The organism is Mycolicibacterium iranicum, from assembly GCF_002101705.1.
Taxonomy (GTDB): domain Bacteria; phylum Actinomycetota; class Actinomycetes; order Mycobacteriales; family Mycobacteriaceae; genus Mycobacterium; species Mycobacterium iranicum.
The window spans coordinates 142554-159092 of the sequence record NZ_LQPC01000054.1 but is presented as its reverse complement, the minus strand read 5'-3'; the positions used below and the strand labels follow the sequence as shown (position 1 = coordinate 159092).

At 66.9% G+C, this 16539-nt stretch carries 15 protein-coding genes; 8 read left to right on the top strand and 7 right to left on the bottom strand.

Features of this window, described 5'->3' with window-relative positions:
* Positions 1 to 20: 20 nt before the first annotated feature.
* The 4 genes from AWC12_RS26650 to AWC12_RS26635 form a co-directional block, all read right to left on the bottom strand.
* On the bottom strand, positions 21 to 356 hold the full coding sequence (locus tag AWC12_RS26650; protein ID WP_024444831.1) for an urease subunit beta: 336 nt from the start codon (positions 354 to 356) through the stop codon (positions 21 to 23).
* 9 nt (positions 357 to 365) lie between these two features.
* Positions 366 to 668, bottom strand: coding sequence for an urease subunit gamma (locus AWC12_RS26645; protein ID WP_024444830.1), 303 nt, complete (start codon positions 666 to 668; stop codon positions 366 to 368).
* A 127-nt stretch (positions 669 to 795) separates the two neighbouring features.
* On the bottom strand, positions 796 to 1200 hold the full coding sequence (locus AWC12_RS26640; RefSeq protein ID WP_024447967.1) for a PaaI family thioesterase: 405 nt from the start codon (positions 1198 to 1200) through the stop codon (positions 796 to 798).
* A gap of 194 nt (positions 1201 to 1394) precedes the next feature.
* Positions 1395 to 2171, bottom strand: coding sequence for a hypothetical protein (locus tag AWC12_RS26635; RefSeq protein ID WP_024447966.1), 777 nt, complete (start codon positions 2169 to 2171; stop codon positions 1395 to 1397).
* A gap of 267 nt (positions 2172 to 2438) precedes the next feature.
* Here AWC12_RS26635 and AWC12_RS26630 point away from each other — a divergent pair, with 267 nt between their 5' ends.
* The 4 genes from AWC12_RS26630 (at position 2439) to AWC12_RS26615 (ending at position 6897) form a co-directional block, all read left to right on the top strand.
* Positions 2439 to 2855, top strand: coding sequence for a BlaI/MecI/CopY family transcriptional regulator (locus AWC12_RS26630; protein WP_024447965.1), 417 nt, complete (start codon positions 2439 to 2441; stop codon positions 2853 to 2855).
* A 14-nt stretch (positions 2856 to 2869) separates the two neighbouring features.
* Positions 2870 to 3805 carry a M56 family metallopeptidase gene (locus AWC12_RS26625; RefSeq protein ID WP_024447964.1) on the top strand — a complete coding sequence of 312 codons (936 nt, stop codon included), beginning with the start codon at positions 2870 to 2872 and terminating at the stop codon, positions 3803 to 3805.
* Between the two features lie 96 nt (positions 3806 to 3901).
* Complete coding sequence (gene gndA / locus AWC12_RS26620) at positions 3902 to 5350, top strand: NADP-dependent phosphogluconate dehydrogenase (protein ID WP_085178009.1); 1449 nt, start codon at positions 3902 to 3904, stop codon at positions 5348 to 5350.
* Positions 5351 to 5451: 101 nt separating this feature from the next.
* Complete coding sequence (locus AWC12_RS26615) at positions 5452 to 6897, top strand: GuaB1 family IMP dehydrogenase-related protein (RefSeq protein WP_085178008.1); 1446 nt, start codon at positions 5452 to 5454, stop codon at positions 6895 to 6897.
* Here AWC12_RS26615 and AWC12_RS26610 read toward each other — a convergent pair.
* From AWC12_RS26610 to AWC12_RS26600, 3 genes are read right to left on the bottom strand one after another with little or no spacing between them, the layout of a single operon-like run.
* Positions 6850 to 7941: an ABC transporter ATP-binding protein gene (locus AWC12_RS26610; RefSeq protein WP_234814168.1), complete on the bottom strand. Its 1092-nt coding sequence runs from the start codon at positions 7939 to 7941 to the stop codon at positions 6850 to 6852. The two genes, AWC12_RS26615 and AWC12_RS26610, sit on opposite strands and share 48 nt — an antisense overlap.
* Complete coding sequence (locus AWC12_RS26605) at positions 7934 to 9484, bottom strand: ABC transporter permease (RefSeq protein WP_412098618.1); 1551 nt, start codon at positions 9482 to 9484, stop codon at positions 7934 to 7936. The genes AWC12_RS26610 and AWC12_RS26605 overlap by 8 nt, the downstream gene beginning before the upstream one ends.
* A gap of 5 nt (positions 9485 to 9489) precedes the next feature.
* Positions 9490 to 10518 carry an iron ABC transporter substrate-binding protein gene (locus AWC12_RS26600; protein ID WP_085178007.1) on the bottom strand — a complete coding sequence of 343 codons (1029 nt, stop codon included), beginning with the start codon at positions 10516 to 10518 and terminating at the stop codon, positions 9490 to 9492.
* A 324-nt stretch (positions 10519 to 10842) separates the two neighbouring features.
* Here AWC12_RS26600 and AWC12_RS26595 point away from each other — a divergent pair, with 324 nt between their 5' ends.
* The 4 genes from AWC12_RS26595 to AWC12_RS26580 all read left to right on the top strand — a co-directional run bounded on the left by AWC12_RS26595 (position 10843) and on the right by AWC12_RS26580 (position 16508).
* On the top strand, positions 10843 to 12201 hold the full coding sequence (locus AWC12_RS26595; protein WP_085178006.1) for a hemolysin family protein: 1359 nt from the start codon (positions 10843 to 10845) through the stop codon (positions 12199 to 12201).
* Positions 12194 to 13255, top strand: coding sequence for a hemolysin family protein (locus tag AWC12_RS26590; RefSeq protein WP_085178051.1), 1062 nt, complete (start codon positions 12194 to 12196; stop codon positions 13253 to 13255). The genes AWC12_RS26595 and AWC12_RS26590 overlap by 8 nt, the downstream gene beginning before the upstream one ends.
* Before the next feature lie 88 nt (positions 13256 to 13343).
* Positions 13344 to 14225, top strand: a complete 882-nt coding sequence (locus AWC12_RS26585; RefSeq protein WP_085178005.1) for a 3-methyladenine DNA glycosylase — start codon at positions 13344 to 13346, stop codon at positions 14223 to 14225.
* Between the two features lie 90 nt (positions 14226 to 14315).
* Positions 14316 to 16508, top strand: a complete 2193-nt coding sequence (locus AWC12_RS26580; protein WP_085178004.1) for a malate synthase G — start codon at positions 14316 to 14318, stop codon at positions 16506 to 16508.
* The last annotated feature ends 31 nt before the right edge of the window (positions 16509 to 16539 follow it).

Here is a 16539-nt window from a genome sequence, read left to right as displayed (position 1 = left end):
CCTCTTCGCGCAGGCGCACATTAGGGCTGATCCAATCTGCCGGGCGGATCGAGCGTCAGACCCCACACCTCCCGGGTGCCGGCCAACGGGACAAGGCTGACCCGTTGCGCGACGCCGGGTTCGAAGCGGATCGCGGTGCCCGCCGGGATGTCGAACCGGTGACCGTGCGCCGCCGCACGGTCGAACTCCAGCGCACTGTTGGCCTGCGTCACGTGGACGTGGCTGCCGACCTGCACCGGCCGGTCACCGGTATTGACGATGTCGAGTTCCAAACGTGGTGCGCCGGGATTGATCTCGATGTCCCCCTCGGCGAAGACGATCTCCCCGGGGGTGACATATGCAGGCTCCTCGCTCACGCGGCCCTCCTAGGGAATCGGGTGGTGGACGGTGACGAGTTTGGTGCCGTCGGGAAACGTGGCTTCCACCTGAACGTCGTGGAGCATCTCCGGTACGCCGTCCATGACGTCGGACCGCGCGAGAACCTCACGGCCACTGACCATCAGCTCCGCGACGGAGCGGCCGTCACGGGCGCCTTCGAGGATGTGGTCGGTGATGACCGCGACCGCCTCGGGGTGGTTGAGCTTGAGGCCGCGCGCCTGACGGCGGCGGGCGAGTTCGGCCGCGTACGACAGCAGCAGCCGTTCCTGTTCATGCGGCGTCAAACGCATGGCCGCGATCCTGCCATGACAGAGGGCAGTCAGCAGCGCTCACGCGCGTTTGCTACGCATCGGTGCTGGATTCGACGCTACGCATCGGTGCTGGATTCGACGCTACGCATCGGTGCTGGATTCGACGCTACGCATCGGTGATGTTCTGGAGGCGCACCTGCCCCCGCGCCACCACTCGATCCGTCTCGTCGGTGATGGTGATCAACCACAATTGCTGACGCCGTCCCCGGTGGATCGGTGTCGACGTCGCCGTCACCGTTCCCGATCGGATCGCCCGAAGGAAGTCGGTGTTGTTGTTGACGCCGACGACCGTCCCTCCGCCGTTCTCGCTCAGCCAGACGTGGCCGGACACGCTGGCCATGCTCTCGATCACAGCGCAGTACACCCCACCGTGCACGATTCCCCATGGCTGCAACAGCTTCTCGGTGATCGTGAGCTGCGCGCGGCCACCGTCGGGCGTCATCTCCAGATACGTCAGCCCGAGCTCCTTGTCGAAACCGGCACCGAGGCTTTCGCGAAAGTCAGTCGTCACGGCTCGTGTCTACACCGTCGGGTCACGGAACGGGAAAAGAGGAAGCACAGCAATGCGGAAGGGCCCCACGCACATGGCGTAGGGCCCTTCCTTCGGTTGGACCGGGGGTCTCTGCAGCCCTCAGGACTCCGGCGCGGTCCGTTCGTTCCGAACGTCGGTGTTCAACCGACCTCCAAAGGATAGGCAAGGCTGCCCTAATTAAGCAAGACCTTCCCGGTGTTCATTCGTGACGTTCCGCGTACCGGCAGACCGAACCCGACAAGTGCGTCGAGGACCGCCTGTCCGCGGCGCATGCTGACGACCTCGCTGGAGCCCGCCAACAGCGGAACCTGAGTTGCCGCACTGACGACCGCACCTCCGACGATGTGCCACATCGCCGCCACGGGCATGGCGCCATCGCTGACGGCGGCAAGCCTGTTGAAGAGTGGACCAAGTGCGCGGTGGCTGCGATGAGCGATCCAGGTGGTCAGCGCCGCCTCGCTGGGAAGGGCGACGATCCCGGTCTGGCCTGTGCGTCCGGCCTGTGTCCGGCGATGGCGGAAGAACGGGTCGTCCTGGAGCGCGCGCACGGTCGGATCAACCACGCCGACCCAGTCGATGGCACCCTCCGAGTCCACATGCACCCAGAGGTTTTCCAGGCCGGTGTCCCAGGCGCGTGCCTCAAGGACCAGTAGCGGGATCACCCGGCCGATCACCACGTGTGCGAACGTCGCCGCGAGCTGCTGAGCAACGGCGGCGCGGCTGTCGGTCTCGGCGACACCGTCATCGAACATGTTGTCCAGTCGATCGGTTGTCAGGATCTCTTCGAGTGGCCACCAGCGTCGTCGCGAGAGGTCGCCCATCACTGCCACGCCGTAAACCCGAGGGCATTCGCGGTACAGCGCCCGGAGTCGACGGCTCGATTCGTGGATGGGCAGCGCTCGCTTAATCGTCATGCTCGCGATCAGCGGATCCTCGACAAGGACCGTCATGGAACCTCCACTTCGAATGGCCAGTTAGGTTAGCCTAACTGACACTTAGGTTAGCCTTACCACACTCGCGAACACAATGCGATCACCAGCGAAGGGGGATCTATGACGGGACTCACATGCCAGGACGGGCGCACAGGAAGGCCCCATGACGTTCCCCTGAGGAAGAGAACCTCCGGGGCCGACGGACCTGCGCGCGCAGCTGATACGACGCGCGGTAGTAAACCCGTAGTACCCTTTGACCTACTGCCTGTAGGAGATGGACGGAAGATGGCCAAGCTGACTCGGCTCGGAGAGCTGGAACGCTCCGTCATGGACCATTTGTGGTCGGCGGGCGAGCCGCAGACCGTGCGGCAGGTGCATGAGGCGCTCTCGGCGCACCGCGATCTTGCCTATACGACGATCATGACGGTGTTGCAGCGGCTGGCGAAGAAGAACCTCGTCGTGCAGCACCGTGATGATCGCGCGCATCGATATGCGCCCACGCACGGCCGCGACGAACTGGTCGCGGGTCTGATGGTCGACGCACTGGATCAGGCTGCCGACTCCGGAAGTCGTGAAGCCGCTCTCGTTCATTTCGTCGAGCGCGTCGGCGCCGACGAGGCGGCGGCTTTGCGCCGGGCGCTCGCCGAGCTGGAGGACAAGCACCAGGCCGAAAGACCCGCTGGCGGTCCGGGCACCGCCTGAGTCACACTGACAGTGTGTCCGCGCTGGCCTTCACCATCGTCGCCCTGATCCTGTCAGGGCCCGTGCCGGCGTTACTGGCCCGCGCCACATGGCCCCTGCGTGCACCACGCGCCGCAATCGTGTTGTGGCAGTCGATCGCGCTGGCCGCCGTTCTCTCCGCATTCTCCGCGGGTATCGCCATCGCCATCCGGCTTTTCGAGCCGGGACCTGACGGCCGGCCGACCGCGACCATCACCAGCGAGATCGCCGTGCTGGGCTGGCCGCTGTGGACGGCCTATGTGACGGTCTTTGTCCTCACGCTGGTGATCGGTGCACGGCTGATCGTCTCGGTGATCAACGTCGCGATCGCGACGCGACGCCGGCGGGCCCACCACCGAATGGTCGTCGACCTCGTCGGCGCCCACCGCTCCAGCCCGAGGGCGCGCAATGGGCTGCGCATCCTCGGTGTGGACCAGCCACTCGCCTACTGCCTCCCCGGCGTCCGAAGTCGCGTCGTGGTGAGCGAAGGCGCGCTGAAAACCTTGTCGGACAACGAGGTCAGCGCAATTCTTGAGCACGAGCGCGCACATCTGCGGGCCCGCCACGATCTGGTCCTCGAGATGTTCACCGCTGTGCACGCGGCATTTCCGCGACTCGTGCGCAGCGCGCACGCACTCAACGCCGTTCGCCTCCTAATCGAGTTGCTCGCCGACGACGCTGCCGTGCGAGCCGAAGGTCCGACCCCGCTGGCGCGCGCCCTCGTCGCCTGCGCATCCGCGCGCGCACCGCGCGGGGCTCTCGCAGCGGGCGGTCCCACCACGGTCGTGCGCGTGCGCCGGCTGGGCGGCAAGCCCAACAGCAGGATGCTTGCGGCGGGCGCCTACGCCGCCGCGGCGGCAGTGCTCGTGGTACCGACCGTCGCCTTCGCGGTGCCGTGGTTGAACGAACTGCACCGCCTGTTCGTCGCGTAGCCGGGACGCGCCCGGTGCTCCTCTGCGTTTCAGCTGCCAGAAGCGTTTCACCTGCCAGAAGCTGTGCCGACATCGGAAATCGAAGGGATTTCGTCTATGAGTTCGACCACGGGTACCGCCCAGATCGGCGTGACAGGCCTTGCCGTCATGGGGTCCAACCTCGCGCGGAACTTCGCCAGCCACGGATACACGGTGGCCCTGCACAATCGGTCGATCGCCAAGACCGACGCGCTGCTCGCCGAGCACGGTTCCGAGGGAAAGTTCGTGCGCAGTGAGACGATCGCCGAATTCCTCGACGCGCTGGAGAAGCCGCGTCGCGTCATCATCATGGTCAAAGCCGGTGACCCGACGGATGCGGTGATCGACGAGCTCGCCGACGCCATGGAAGAGGGCGACATCATCATCGACGGCGGCAACGCGCTCTACACCGACACCATCCGCCGGGAGAAGGCGATCCGCGAACGCGGCCTGCATTTCGTCGGCGCCGGCATCTCCGGCGGCGAAGAAGGTGCACTCAAAGGCCCATCCATCATGCCGGGCGGCCCTGCCGAGTCCTACGAATCGCTCGGCCCGCTGCTTGAAGAGATTTCGGCGCACGTCGACGGCGTGCCCTGCTGCACCCATATCGGCCCGGACGGCGCCGGGCACTTCGTGAAGATGGTGCACAACGGCATCGAGTACTCGGACATGCAGCTCATCGGCGAGGCCTACCAGCTGCTGCGCGACGGCCTCGGCAAGACCGCGCCCGAGATTGCCGACGTCTTCGCCGAGTGGAACAAAGGCGACCTCGACAGCTTCCTCATCGAGATCACCGCCGAGGTGCTGCGCCAGACCGACGCCAAGACCGGCAAGCCGCTCGTCGACCTGATTCTCGACGAGGCCGAGCAGAAGGGCACCGGCCGCTGGACCGTCAAATCTGCTCTGGATCTGGGCGTGCCCGTCACCGGCATCGCCGAGGCCGTGTTCGCCCGTGCCCTGTCGGGCTCGGTGGCTCAGCGCAAGGCCACGACCGGCCTGGCATCCGGTGATCTCGGCGAAAAGCCAAGCGATGCAGCGCAATTCACCGAAGACATTCGGCAGGCGCTGTATGCGTCGAAGATTATCGCGTATGCGCAGGGCTTCAACCAGATCCAGGCCGGTTCGAACGAGTACAGCTGGGACATCAAGCCCGGCGACATGGCGAGGATCTGGCGCGGGGGCTGCATCATCCGGGCGAAGTTCCTCAACCGGATCACCGAGGCGTTCGACAACAATCCGGACCTGCCGACGCTGATCGTAGACCCGTACTTCCGCGACGCCATCGAAGCGGCGATCGACAGCTGGCGCCGAGTCGTGGTCACGGCCACCGAGTTGGGCATCCCGATCCCCGGATTCTCCTCGGCGCTGTCCTACTACGACGGTCTGCGCACCGAGCGCCTGCCCGCGGCTCTGACGCAGGGTCTTCGAGACTTCTTCGGTGCCCACACCTACGGGCGAATCGACAGTGACCCCGCCAAGCGTTTCCACACCCTCTGGAGCGGCGACCGCAGCGAGGTCGAAGCGTAGCGACGCAGCGCGCGACAAGACGCAAACTCGCACGATTGAGTGCACGGGCATGCGAGTTTGTGTCTGCTCGGCGAAATTTCGGCGCCACTAGACTCGAGGCCGTGAAGTTTCTGAATGGCCACCGGCCGCCCTTCGATCTGACCTACAACGATGTGTTCATCGTGCCGGGGCGCTCCGACCTGCCGTCACGCTTCGACGTGAACTTGTCCACCGTCGACGGGTCGGGCACCACCATTCCGGTGGTCGTCGCCAACATGACCGCGGTGGCAGGCCGCCGAATGGCCGAGACAGTAGCCCGCCGCGGCGGAATCGTCGTTCTGCCGCAAGACCTTCCGCTGTCCGCAGTCCAGCACACGGTGGACTTCGTCAAGAGCCGCGACACCGTCGTCGACACCCCCGTCACCCTCTCCCCCGACGACTCGGTCTCCGACGCCACTGCGCTGATCCACAAACGCGCTCACGGTGCCGCGGTCGTCCTGTCTGACAATCGGCCCGTCGGCCTGGTCACCGAGGAGTCCTGCCGCGGAGTGGACCGCTTCACCAGGGTCCGTGACGTGGCGATCGCCGATTTCGTCACCGCGCCGGTCGGGACCGAACCCCGCAAGGTCTTCGATCTACTCGACCACGCCCCTAAAGACGGCGGTGCCATCGCCGTGCTCACCGAGGCCGACGGATCGCTAGCCGGGGTTCTGACGCGCACCGGCACCATCCGAGCGGGCATCTACACCCCGGCGGTCGACGCGAACGGGCGGCTGAGGATCGCGACGGCGGTCGGCATCAACGGCGACGTGGCGGCCAAGGCCCGCGACCTCGCCGAGGCAGGTGCCGACCTGCTCGTCATCGACACCGCGCACGGACATCAGCAGAAGATGCTCGACGCCATCGAGGCGGTTGCAGCGCTCGATCTCGGCCTTCCGCTGGCCGCGGGCAATGTGGTCTCGGCGCAAGGCACGCGCGATCTGATCAATGCCGGCGCCACCATCGTGAAGGTCGGCGTCGGCCCCGGCGCCATGTGTACCACGAGGATGATGACCGGAGTCGGCCGTCCGCAGTTCTCCGCCGTGGTCGAATGTTCAGCTGCGGCAAAGGAAGTCGGAGGGCATGTCTGGGCGGACGGCGGTGTCCGTCATCCGCGCGACGTGGCGTTGGCGCTCGCTGCGGGCGCGTCGAACGTGATGATCGGCTCGTGGTTTGCGGGCACCTACGAGTCCCCCGGTGATCTGATGCACGATCGGGACGGCCAGCCCTATAAGGAGAGCTACGGCATGGCGTCCAAACGCGCAGTCGCTGCGCGTACCGCCTCCGACAGCGCCTTCGACCGGGCCCGCAAGGGGCTTTTCGAGGAGGGCATCTCGACCTCGCGGATGGGGCTCGACCCCGTGCGTGGCGGTGTCGAGGATCTGATCGACCACATCACCTCCGGCGTCCGCAGCACATGCACCTACGTCGGCGCAGCCACATTGCCCGAACTGCACGAGAAGGTGGTGCTCGGGGTGCAGTCAGCCGCTGGCTTCGCCGAGGGGCACCCGCTGCCCACCGGTTGGTGACGGGTAGACCAGAACGCCCTCGTCGTCGCGGTCGTAGACCTCGACGGTGACCGACTGGCCCGCCACCAGATCCGTTCGGCCCGGGCTGCGCAGCTGCAGGGCCGTCCCGTCCTCCACTCGCACGTGCACGACCGTGTCGGCGCCGTAGAACCGGCAGGCCGTCACCAGCGCGGGCACCCCCGCTGATCCGAGCCGCAACTGCTCCGGTCGCAGCACCGCCACAGCGGGCCCGTCGGCGACCGGCAACCGGGCGCGAAGCGCTCCGAGCGCGGTGTGCACGATCCCGGATCTGGCGATTCCACCGAGCTCCACTGTGCTGCCGATGAATCGGGCATTGGTCAGGGTGGACGGGCAGTTGAAAAGATCTGCGGGAGCGGCATGCTGGGCGATGACGCCGCCGATCAGCAACGCCACAGAATCGGCAAGCGACAGCGCCTCGGACTGATCATGGGTGACCAGGATCGCGGTGGTGCCCGCCTCGCGCAAAATCGTGGCGATGTCCTCGCGGACGCGGGTGCGCAGCCCGGCATCGAGCGCGGCGAACGGCTCGTCGAGCAGGAGCACTCGCGGTCGGGCCGCGAGAGCGCGCGCCAGGGCGACCCGCTGTTGCTGGCCACCCGAGATCTCGTGCGGGCGCGCGTCGGCCAGACCGTCGAGTCCGACGACCTCCAGCCACTGCTTGACCTCGCCGTTGGGACTTCTCCGCGTGGTTCGATTCAGCCCGAAAGCCACGTTCTCCCCGACGCTCAGGTGCGGGAACAACGCCCCCTCCTGTGGCATCAACCCGACTCGGCGGCGATGCACCGGAACGGTGAGGCCGGATCCGGCCACCGTGTCACCGGCGATGGACACCGTTCCGGTGTCGGGGTCCTCGAATCCTGCCAGGATTCGCAGCAGCGTGGTCTTGCCACAGCCTGACGGCCCTAGCACCGCGGTGATCGACCCCGCAGGCACATCGAGGTCGATTCCGGAAAGGACCCGGCGCTCGCCGAATGACTTGCCGACACCGCGCGCGGCGACAGAGGCTGCGGGAAGCTCAATCACTGCGCACCTCAACAGAACTCGTGCTCCATATGCCGAGTACGGCGGTGGGCACCGCCGCGAACAACAGGAGTGCCACCGCGTATGGCGCTGATGCCGCATAGTCGCTGATCGAGCTGTACCCCCAGAGCCGGGTGGCGAGCGTGTCGGTGCCGGTGGGATGCAACAGCAGCGTCACCGGCAGCTCCTTCATGCACGTCAGCAGCACCAGCGCCGCGCCTGCCGCGATACCGGGAAGTGCCACGCGAGCGGTGACCGTCGCAAATGCGCGCACCGGAGCCCGCCCGAGAGACCGGGCCACCTCCTCGAGTCGGATGGGGGCGGATTCCACCGCGGCGCGGATCGAACCGATGGCCATGGGCACGAACAGCACCGTATAGGCCAGGATCAGCAGCGGCTCACGCTGGTAGATCGGCCGGAGCAGGAGCACTCCGAGAGACACCATGGAGATGGCGATGACGATGGCGGGCAGGCCGTGCGCCACATAGCTCGCCCCTTCCAAAGCCTTGGTGGCGCGATCGCGATGCCGGGCTGCCAGAACTCCCAGCGGCAGCGCCGCAGTTGTGGACGCCACCGCCGCAGCCGCCGACAACCAGAACGTGTTGCCCAGTGCGGCAAGCCATTCTGCGATATCCCAGCGCGGGCCGGCGGCAAGGAGCCAATCTGTGAGCTCGATGCCCGGCACAACCAGTGCGGCACCCAGCACAGTCGCCGGAGCCAGCAGCGCGGCCCAGCTCCACCGGCCGAGACGGTTGAGCGGTGCCGGCCGTGGCGAACCCGACCCGATTCGGGACGCGGCGGCCAGCCCACGGGCTCGATGCTCGGCCACCACCAACGCGACCGCGAACACCATCAGCACCAGCGACAGGACCGCGGCTCGCGACGGGTTGAATCCTGACCGGTACGCACCGTAGATCACCCACGTGAACGCCTCGTACCGCATGGCTGCCACCGCGCCGAAGTCACTGAGCACATACAGGGCAACCAGCAGCGCGCCGGCCGCGATCGCCGCGCGCGCCTGTCGCAGCGTCACCCGGAACAGCACAGCCCAGCCGCCGAGCCCCAGAGACCGGGCCACCTCTTCTTGGGCGGGATCCACGCGCGCCAGCGCCGCCATCGTCGTGAGCAGCACCAAGGGGTAGCTGACCAGTGTCAGGACCAGTGTGGCGCCCCAGAAGCCGGCGACCGCGGGGAAGGCCGAAACCCACAGGTAGGCCAGCAGATAGCTAGGCATGGCCAGCGGAAGCGTCAGTGCCACGGCGAGTCCGCGCCTACCTCTGAGCGTGGTGCGCGTACACAGGATCGCCAGCCCGACGCCCAGGACGACACAGGCGGCCGTGACGGTGGTGACGAGCACCAGCGAACGACCCACCAGCGCTGCGGTGCGCGGCTGAAAGATCTCGTCGACCACAAACGACCAGCCGCGTTCCAGTGCCCGTTCGGCCAGGTAGACCAGCGGCACCAGGGTGCACGCGGCGACCAGCACAGCCGGGAGCACAAGCAGTGCGGGCGGGCGTCGACGGGCCAGCCGGACGGCGCCGGTCACCGGGGTCAGTTGGTCAGCAGGCCGGTTTTGACCAGCAGTTCCTGGGTGGCCTCGATGTCGTCGAGCTGCGAGAGATCCACAGCAGGTGGCTGCAGGTCGGCCAGCGGCGGCATCTCCGCCGACGGCGCAACCCCCGCCGCGAGCGGATACTCGGCGGTCTCGGTCGCGAAGTACTTCTGTGCCGACTCTCCGACCAGGTACGCGGCGAACTGCTGAGCCTTCTCCGGGTCCGGCGCGGCCTTCAGTACGCCGACGCCGGCGACGTTGACCAGCCCGCCGGGATCCCCGGGCGCCATGAACTGGTTTCTTGCCACGACGGCGTCCGGCCCCTTCGAGTTGATCAATTCGTAGAGGTAGTAGTGGTTGACCAGGCCGAGCGGGATCTGGCCGGAGTCCACGGCGTCGCGAACCGCGACATTGTTCTCGAACGCCTTCGGATCCTGCGCCTTGAACGCGCGCAGCCATTGCTCGGCCCCGTCCTCCCCGCGCACCACCCGCAGACCGGTGACGAAGGATTGCCACGACGCGTTGCTGGGGGCGAAGCCGATCTTGCCCCTCCATTCCGGGGCCAGCAGGCCGTCGATCGTGTCGGGCGGGGTGGGCGCCAGCGTCGGGTTGTAGACGATGACGCGTGCCCGTCCGGACACGCCGACCCACGTGCCGTCGGCGGCCGAGTACTGCTCGGGAACCGCCGCGATGGTTTCGGCATCGATGGGTGCGAGCAGGCCCGCTTTCGAGACCGCGCCCAGCGCACCGGCGTCCTGCGACAGAAACACGTCCGCCGGAGACTTGTCACCTTCGGTCAGCAACTGGGCGGCCAGTTCACCCGACCCCGCATAGCGGGTCTCGACCTCGATGCCGGTCTCGGCGCTGAACTGCTCGATCAGCGGCTTGACCAGTTCCTCGCTGCGGCCCGAGTACACGACGAGCTTGTCCTCGCTGTCCGTCTGATTTTCCGACCCGCACGAGGTGAGGGCCAGCGCCGCGGCCACCGTCGCGAACGCTCCCGCCCACCGGGTGAACGACACCTTCATTAGGGCCCCCTTTCTTTGCCTGTGTTGCGCACGAAAGTACCACTCCGGCGAATTTGGTTAGGCTAAGCATTCGATTGGCGATCGAATGTTCGAATTCCGCTAGCATGTGTTGACAATCAAGAGGTTCCGCGCAGGGAAAACTGCGCGTGACGCCACTGTCGACGAAAGGGACCAGGTGCCTCAGGCACAGGATGGAGACCCATCCGAACCGGCCATCGCCGGTGAGCGGTCTGACCCCCAACCCTGCGAGGCAGAGCCGTCCCCTAGGTGGCCGGGCCCCCGACCCGGCTCCACCACGCGAGACGTCCTCCGGGTGGCAAACCCATGAGCGTCGGAATGTCATTGCTGTCGCTGCTGGCGATCGTCCTGCTCACCGCGGGCACCGCGGTGTTCGTCGCCGCCGAGTTCTCGCTGACCGCGCTGGAACGCAGCACGGTCGAATCCAACGTCCGCAACGGAGACCGCCGCGACGTCATGGTGCGGCGCGCCCATCGCACACTGTCGACACAGCTCTCCGGCGCGCAGGTCGGCATCTCGATCACGACGCTGGCCACCGGTTTCCTCGCCGAACCCGTCGTCGCACGTCTGATCCATCCCGGCCTGACGGCCCTGAAGATCCCCGAGCGTTTCGCCGGCGGTCTCTCGCTGGCCCTGGCGATACTGATCGCCACCTCCCTGTCCATGGTGTTCGGCGAGCTCGTACCGAAGAACTTGGCGGTCGCGCGGCCCGTGCCGACGGCGCGGTGGTCTGCCCCGCTGCAGCTGATGTTCTCGTTCGCGTTCAACCCGCTGATCAAATTCACCAACGGCACCGCCAACTGGATCCTGCGCAGGCTCGGCATCGAACCCGCGGAGGAACTGCGCTCGGCCCGGTCACCGCAGGAACTCGTGTCGCTCGTGCGCTCATCGGCAGAGAGCGGCTCGCTGGACCCCGTCACCGCCGTCCTGGTGGACAGGTCGCTGCAATTCGGTGACCGCACTGCCGAAGAATTGATGACGCCCCGCTCCAAGATCGACACCCTCGAAGCCGACGACACCGTCGTCGATCTCAGTGAAGCCGCGATCAGCACCGGCCACTCCCGGTTCCCCGTCATCCGCGGCGATCTCGATGAGACGATCGGAATGGTGCACGTCAAACAGGTTTTCGAGGTGCCCGCCGCCGCACGGGCGACGACCAGACTCGGGGACCTGGTGCAACCGGTGACGAAGGTGCCCTCGACGCTCGACGGCGACGCCGTGATGACCGAGGTGCGCGCCAACGGTCTGCAGACGGCGCTGGTCGTCGACGAATACGGCGGCACCGCGGGCATGGTCACCGTGGAAGACCTGATCGAGGAGATCGTCGGCGACGTGCGTGATGAGCACGACGTCGAACCGCCCGACGTCGTCGCGGCAGGTCAGGGCTGGCAGGTGTCCGGACTGCTGCGCATCGACGAAGTCGCCGAAGGCACCGAATTCCGGGCGCCCGAAGGCGATTACGAGACGATCGGGGGCCTAGTCCTGGAGAAGCTCGGACACATCCCCGAAGAAGGCGAGACGGTGGAGCTGACCGCGTTCGATCCCGACGGACCGATCGAGGACCCGGTGCGCTGGCTGGCGACCGTCGTCAAGATGGACGGCCGTCGCATCGATCAGCTGCGACTGACCGAACTGGGCCGCAAGGGTGACGAACCTCATGGGTGACATCTTCGGTTTTCTCCTCACGTTCGTCCTACTCGGGGCCAACGCGTTCTTCGTCGCCTCCGAGTTCGCGCTGATCTCCGCGCGCCGTGACCGCCTCGAAGCGCTGGCCGAACAGGGCAAGTCCAGCGCGGTCACCGTCATCCAGGCGGGCGAGAACCTGTCGCTGATGCTGGCCGGCTCCCAACTGGGCATCACGGTGTGCTCGATCCTGCTCGGACGTGTCGCCGAACCTGCGGTGGCGCATCTCCTCGAGAAGCCCTTCGACCTCGTCGGGATCCCCGACGCGCTCCTGCACACGGTGTCGTTCCTGGTGGCGCTGACCATCGTCGTGACGCTGCACGTGCTGCTCGGCGAGATGGTTCCCAAGAACATCGCCATCGCAGGGCCGGAATCGACGGCGATGCTGCTGATCCCCGTCTACCTGGTCTACATCCGGATCGCGCGCCCCTTCATCGCCTTCTACAACTGGTGCGCGAACGCGACGCTGCGGACGTTCGGCGTCCAACCCAAGGACGAACTCGATGTCACCGTGTCGACTGTCGAGTTGTCCGAGATGATCGCCGAATCGCTGTCAGAAGGCCTGCTCGACCCCGAAGAGCACACCCGGCTGACGCGGGCGCTGCAGATCCGCAACCGGGTCGTCGCCGACGTCGCGATGCCCCTGCGCCAGATCCGCGCCGTTCCGGTCGTCCACGACGGCGCCGGACCGACCGTCGCCGCGCTCGAAGAAGCGCTGCGGGAGACGGGTTACTCGCGTTTCCCGGTCGCGGACCAAAGTGGGACGTACATCGGTTACCTGCACATCAAGGATGTACTGCCGCTGGTCAACCGCGATTCCGGTAGCGACGCCGTCATCGAAACCTCCATGGTGCGGCCCCTGCCGCGGGTCCCGGCCTCACTGCCGCTGCCCGATGCCCTGACCCGGCTACGCCGCACCAACAGTCACCTTGCCCTGGTGACCGACGCAGACGGCACCGCGACCGCGATGGTCGCGCTCGAAGACCTCGTCGAGGACCTCGTGGGCACCGTCCGCGACAGCACGCACCGTGTGTGATTCGCGGCCCGCCGCGGTGTCTGATTCGCGGCCCGCCGCGGTGTCTGATTCGCGGCCCGCCGCGGTGCCCAATTCGCGGCCCGCCGCGGTGCCCAATTCGCGGCCCGCCGCGGTGTCTGAGCGGTGGGAGGCCCTCGCCCAAGCCCACCGCCGGCGCGCCGACGAACTCCTCGCGCCCCACGTCCAGCGCCGGCGGACAGGCGAACCCCACCCCGTCTTCGACTTCCTGTTCACCTACTACAGCCTGCGGCCGCGCCAGCTCCGCGTCTGGCACCCGGGGTGGGGCGTCACGCTCGGAGGGCCGGGCGCCGACGCCTACCTGCAGCGCACGGGATACGTACGAACCGCCGACGGCGTCACCGTGGGTGCGCAATATCTCGCCGCGCGGCTGGGCACTGTGATCTTCATCGCCGACCTGCTGAGCGCGACGGCGTCGAGACCGGCCCGCTACAACTGCTTCGGGCTGCACGAATGGGCGATGGTCTACCGCGCTCCCAGCGTGCGCCACACCCAGGTTCCCCTGCGCCTCGGACCTTCGGGCACCGACGCCGTGGTCGAGTCGATGCCGTTGCGCTGCAGCCACTTCGACGCCTACCGCTTCTTCACCCCCCCGGCCGCCGAGCGCAACTCGCAGTCGCTGACCCGGCAGACGCAGCAGAGCTCCGAACAACCCGGTTGCGTCCACGCCGGCATGGATCTCTACAAGTGGGCGTTCAAGCTGGGCCCGCTGATCGAATCGGGGTTGGTGCTGGACTGTCTCGAGCTGGCCGCTGACGCGCGCGTGCTCGACATGAGGGCCAGCCCGTACGATCTCAGCGACTACGGATTCAGTCCGATAGCTGTCGAAACGCCCGGTGGGAGGCGTGAATACGCACACGCCCAGGAAGTGATCAGCCGGCGCGCGGCTCCGCTTCGAGCCCGGCTCCTGGAACGGTGCGCAACGCTGCGGGACGCCGCCACCGGCGAATAGCAGCTGTTACCGGTGGGTAAGCTGAACCGTTGACAAGCAAGATCACGGCAACAGCATGGCGCGGGCGCGCGTGCGAGCGAGGGAGGAATCATGACTGATCGCGTGACGGTGGGTAACCTGCGCGTCGCCCCCGTGCTGTACGACTTCATCAACAACGAGGCGCTGCCCGGCACCGACATCGACCCCGACACCTTCTGGTCCGGCGTCGACAAGGTCGTCGCGGACCTGACCCCGAAGAACCAGGATCTGCTCCGCCGCCGCGACGACCTGCAGGCCCAGATCGACAAGTGGCATCGGGCCCGGGTGATCGGCGGGTTCGAACCGGCCGACTACAAGCAGTTCCTGGAAGACATCGGCTACCTCGAGCCCGAGCCCGGCGAATTCAGCGTCACCACCGCAGGTGTCGACGACGAGATCACCAGCACCGCCGGACCGCAGCTGGTCGTGCCCATCCTCAACGCGCGGTTCGCGCTCAACGCCGCCAACGCCCGCTGGGGTTCGCTCTACGACGCGCTCTACGGCACCGACGTCATCTCCGACGAAGGAGGCGCCGAGGCGGGCTCCTCGTACAACAAGGTTCGCGGCGACAAAGTCATCGCCTACGCCCGCGATTTCCTCGACGGTGCTGTCCCGCTGGCCGACGGTTCGTGGGCCGACATCGACGGAGTGAAAGTCGAAGACGGTGCGCTGGCGCCCGCACTGGCCGACCCCGCTCAGTTCGTGGGATACCTCGGTGAGCCCGACGCACCGACAGCGGTGCTGCTGGCCAACAACGGCCTGCACATCGAGATCCTGATCGACGCCGACTCCCCCATCGGTTCCACCGACAAGGCCGGCATCAAGGACGTCGTGCTCGAATCGGCGATCACCACGATCATGGATTTCGAGGATTCGGTCGCCGCGGTCGACGCCGACGACAAGGTGCTCGGTTACCGCAACTGGCTGGGTCTCAACCGCGGCGACCTGGCCGAAGAGGTCAGCAAGGGCGGCAAGACGTTCACCCGGGTGCTCTCGCAGGACCGCACCTACACCGGGCCCGACGGCGAGGCCGAGGTGACGCTGCCGGGCCGCAGCCTGCTGTTCGTCCGCAACGTCGGACACCTGATGACCAATGACGCGATCGTGTTCGACGCCGACGGCGAGGACGGCCCAGAAGTTCCCGAGGGCATCCAGGACGCACTGTTCACCAGCCTGATCGGCATCCACGGGCTGAAGTCCGACGGCGACGGTGACACCAAGAACGGTCCGCTGGTCAACAGCCGAACCGGCTCGATCTACATCGTGAAGCCCAAGATGCATGGCCCCGACGAGGTCGCATTCACCTGTGAGCTGTTCAGTCGGGTCGAGGACGTGCTGGGATTGCCGCAGAACACGATCAAGGTCGGCATCATGGACGAGGAGCGGCGCACCACGCTCAACCTCAAGGCCTGCATCAAGGCCGCCGCCGACCGCGTCGTGTTCATCAACACCGGCTTCCTCGACCGCACCGGCGACGAGATCCACACCTCGATCGAAGCCGGCCCGATGATCCGCAAGGGTGCGATGAAGTCCACCGACTGGATCACTGCCTACGAGAATCAGAACGTCGACATCGGTCTGGAGACCGGGCTGTCCGGTAAGGCGCAGATCGGCAAGGGCATGTGGGCGATGACCGACCTCATGGCCGACATGGTCGAGCAGAAGATCGGGCAGCCCAAGGCCGGCGCCACCACGGCGTGGGTGCCGTCGCCGACGGCTGCGACGCTGCATGCGATGCACTACCACCAGGTCGACGTCTTCGAGGTGCAGAAAGAACTCGCGGGCAAGCGTCGCTCCTCGGTGGACGACCTGCTCCACATCCCGCTGGCCAAGGAGCTGGCGTGGGCGCCGGAAGAGATCCGTGAGGAGGTCGACAACAACTGCCAGTCGATCCTCGGGTACGTGGTGCGCTGGATCGATGCCGGCGTGGGCTGTTCGAAGGTGCCCGACATCCACAACGTCGCCCTCATGGAAGACCGGGCGACGCTGCGGATCTCCAGCCAGCTGCTCGCCAACTGGCTGCGTCACGGTGTGATCACCGAAGAGGACGTGAAAGCCAGCCTGCGCCGGATGGCCGCGGTGGTCGACGAGCAGAACGCCAAGGACCCCGACTTCAGGCCGATGGCGCCGGACCCCGAGGGCAGCATCGCTTTCCAGGCGGCCCAGGAACTGATCCTCGACGGCGGTGCACAGCCCAACGGCTACACCGAGCCGATCCTGCACCGCCAGCGCCGGGAGTTCAAAGCGGCTAGTACCGTTGGCTGACGCACGAACAGCACTGACCGGTCAATCGAGC

Excerpts from the sequence above, each read along its gene's own strand:
- AWC12_RS26645 (WP_024444830.1), bottom strand. The coding sequence starts at position 668 with ATGCGTTTGACGCCGCATGAACAGGAACGGCTGCTGCTGTCGTACGCG.
- AWC12_RS26580 (WP_085178004.1), top strand. The coding sequence starts at position 14,316 with ATGACTGATCGCGTGACGGTGGGTAACCTGCGCGTCGCCCCCGTGCTG.
- AWC12_RS26600 (WP_085178007.1), bottom strand. The coding sequence starts at position 10,518 with ATGAAGGTGTCGTTCACCCGGTGGGCGGGAGCGTTCGCGACGGTGGCC.
- AWC12_RS26630 (WP_024447965.1), top strand. The coding sequence starts at position 2,439 with ATGGCCAAGCTGACTCGGCTCGGAGAGCTGGAACGCTCCGTCATGGAC.
- AWC12_RS26635 (WP_024447966.1), bottom strand. The coding sequence starts at position 2,171 with ATGACGGTCCTTGTCGAGGATCCGCTGATCGCGAGCATGACGATTAAG.
- gndA (WP_085178009.1), top strand. The coding sequence starts at position 3,902 with ATGAGTTCGACCACGGGTACCGCCCAGATCGGCGTGACAGGCCTTGCC.
- AWC12_RS26590 (WP_085178051.1), top strand. The coding sequence starts at position 12,194 with ATGGGTGACATCTTCGGTTTTCTCCTCACGTTCGTCCTACTCGGGGCC.
- AWC12_RS26595 (WP_085178006.1), top strand. The coding sequence starts at position 10,843 with ATGAGCGTCGGAATGTCATTGCTGTCGCTGCTGGCGATCGTCCTGCTC.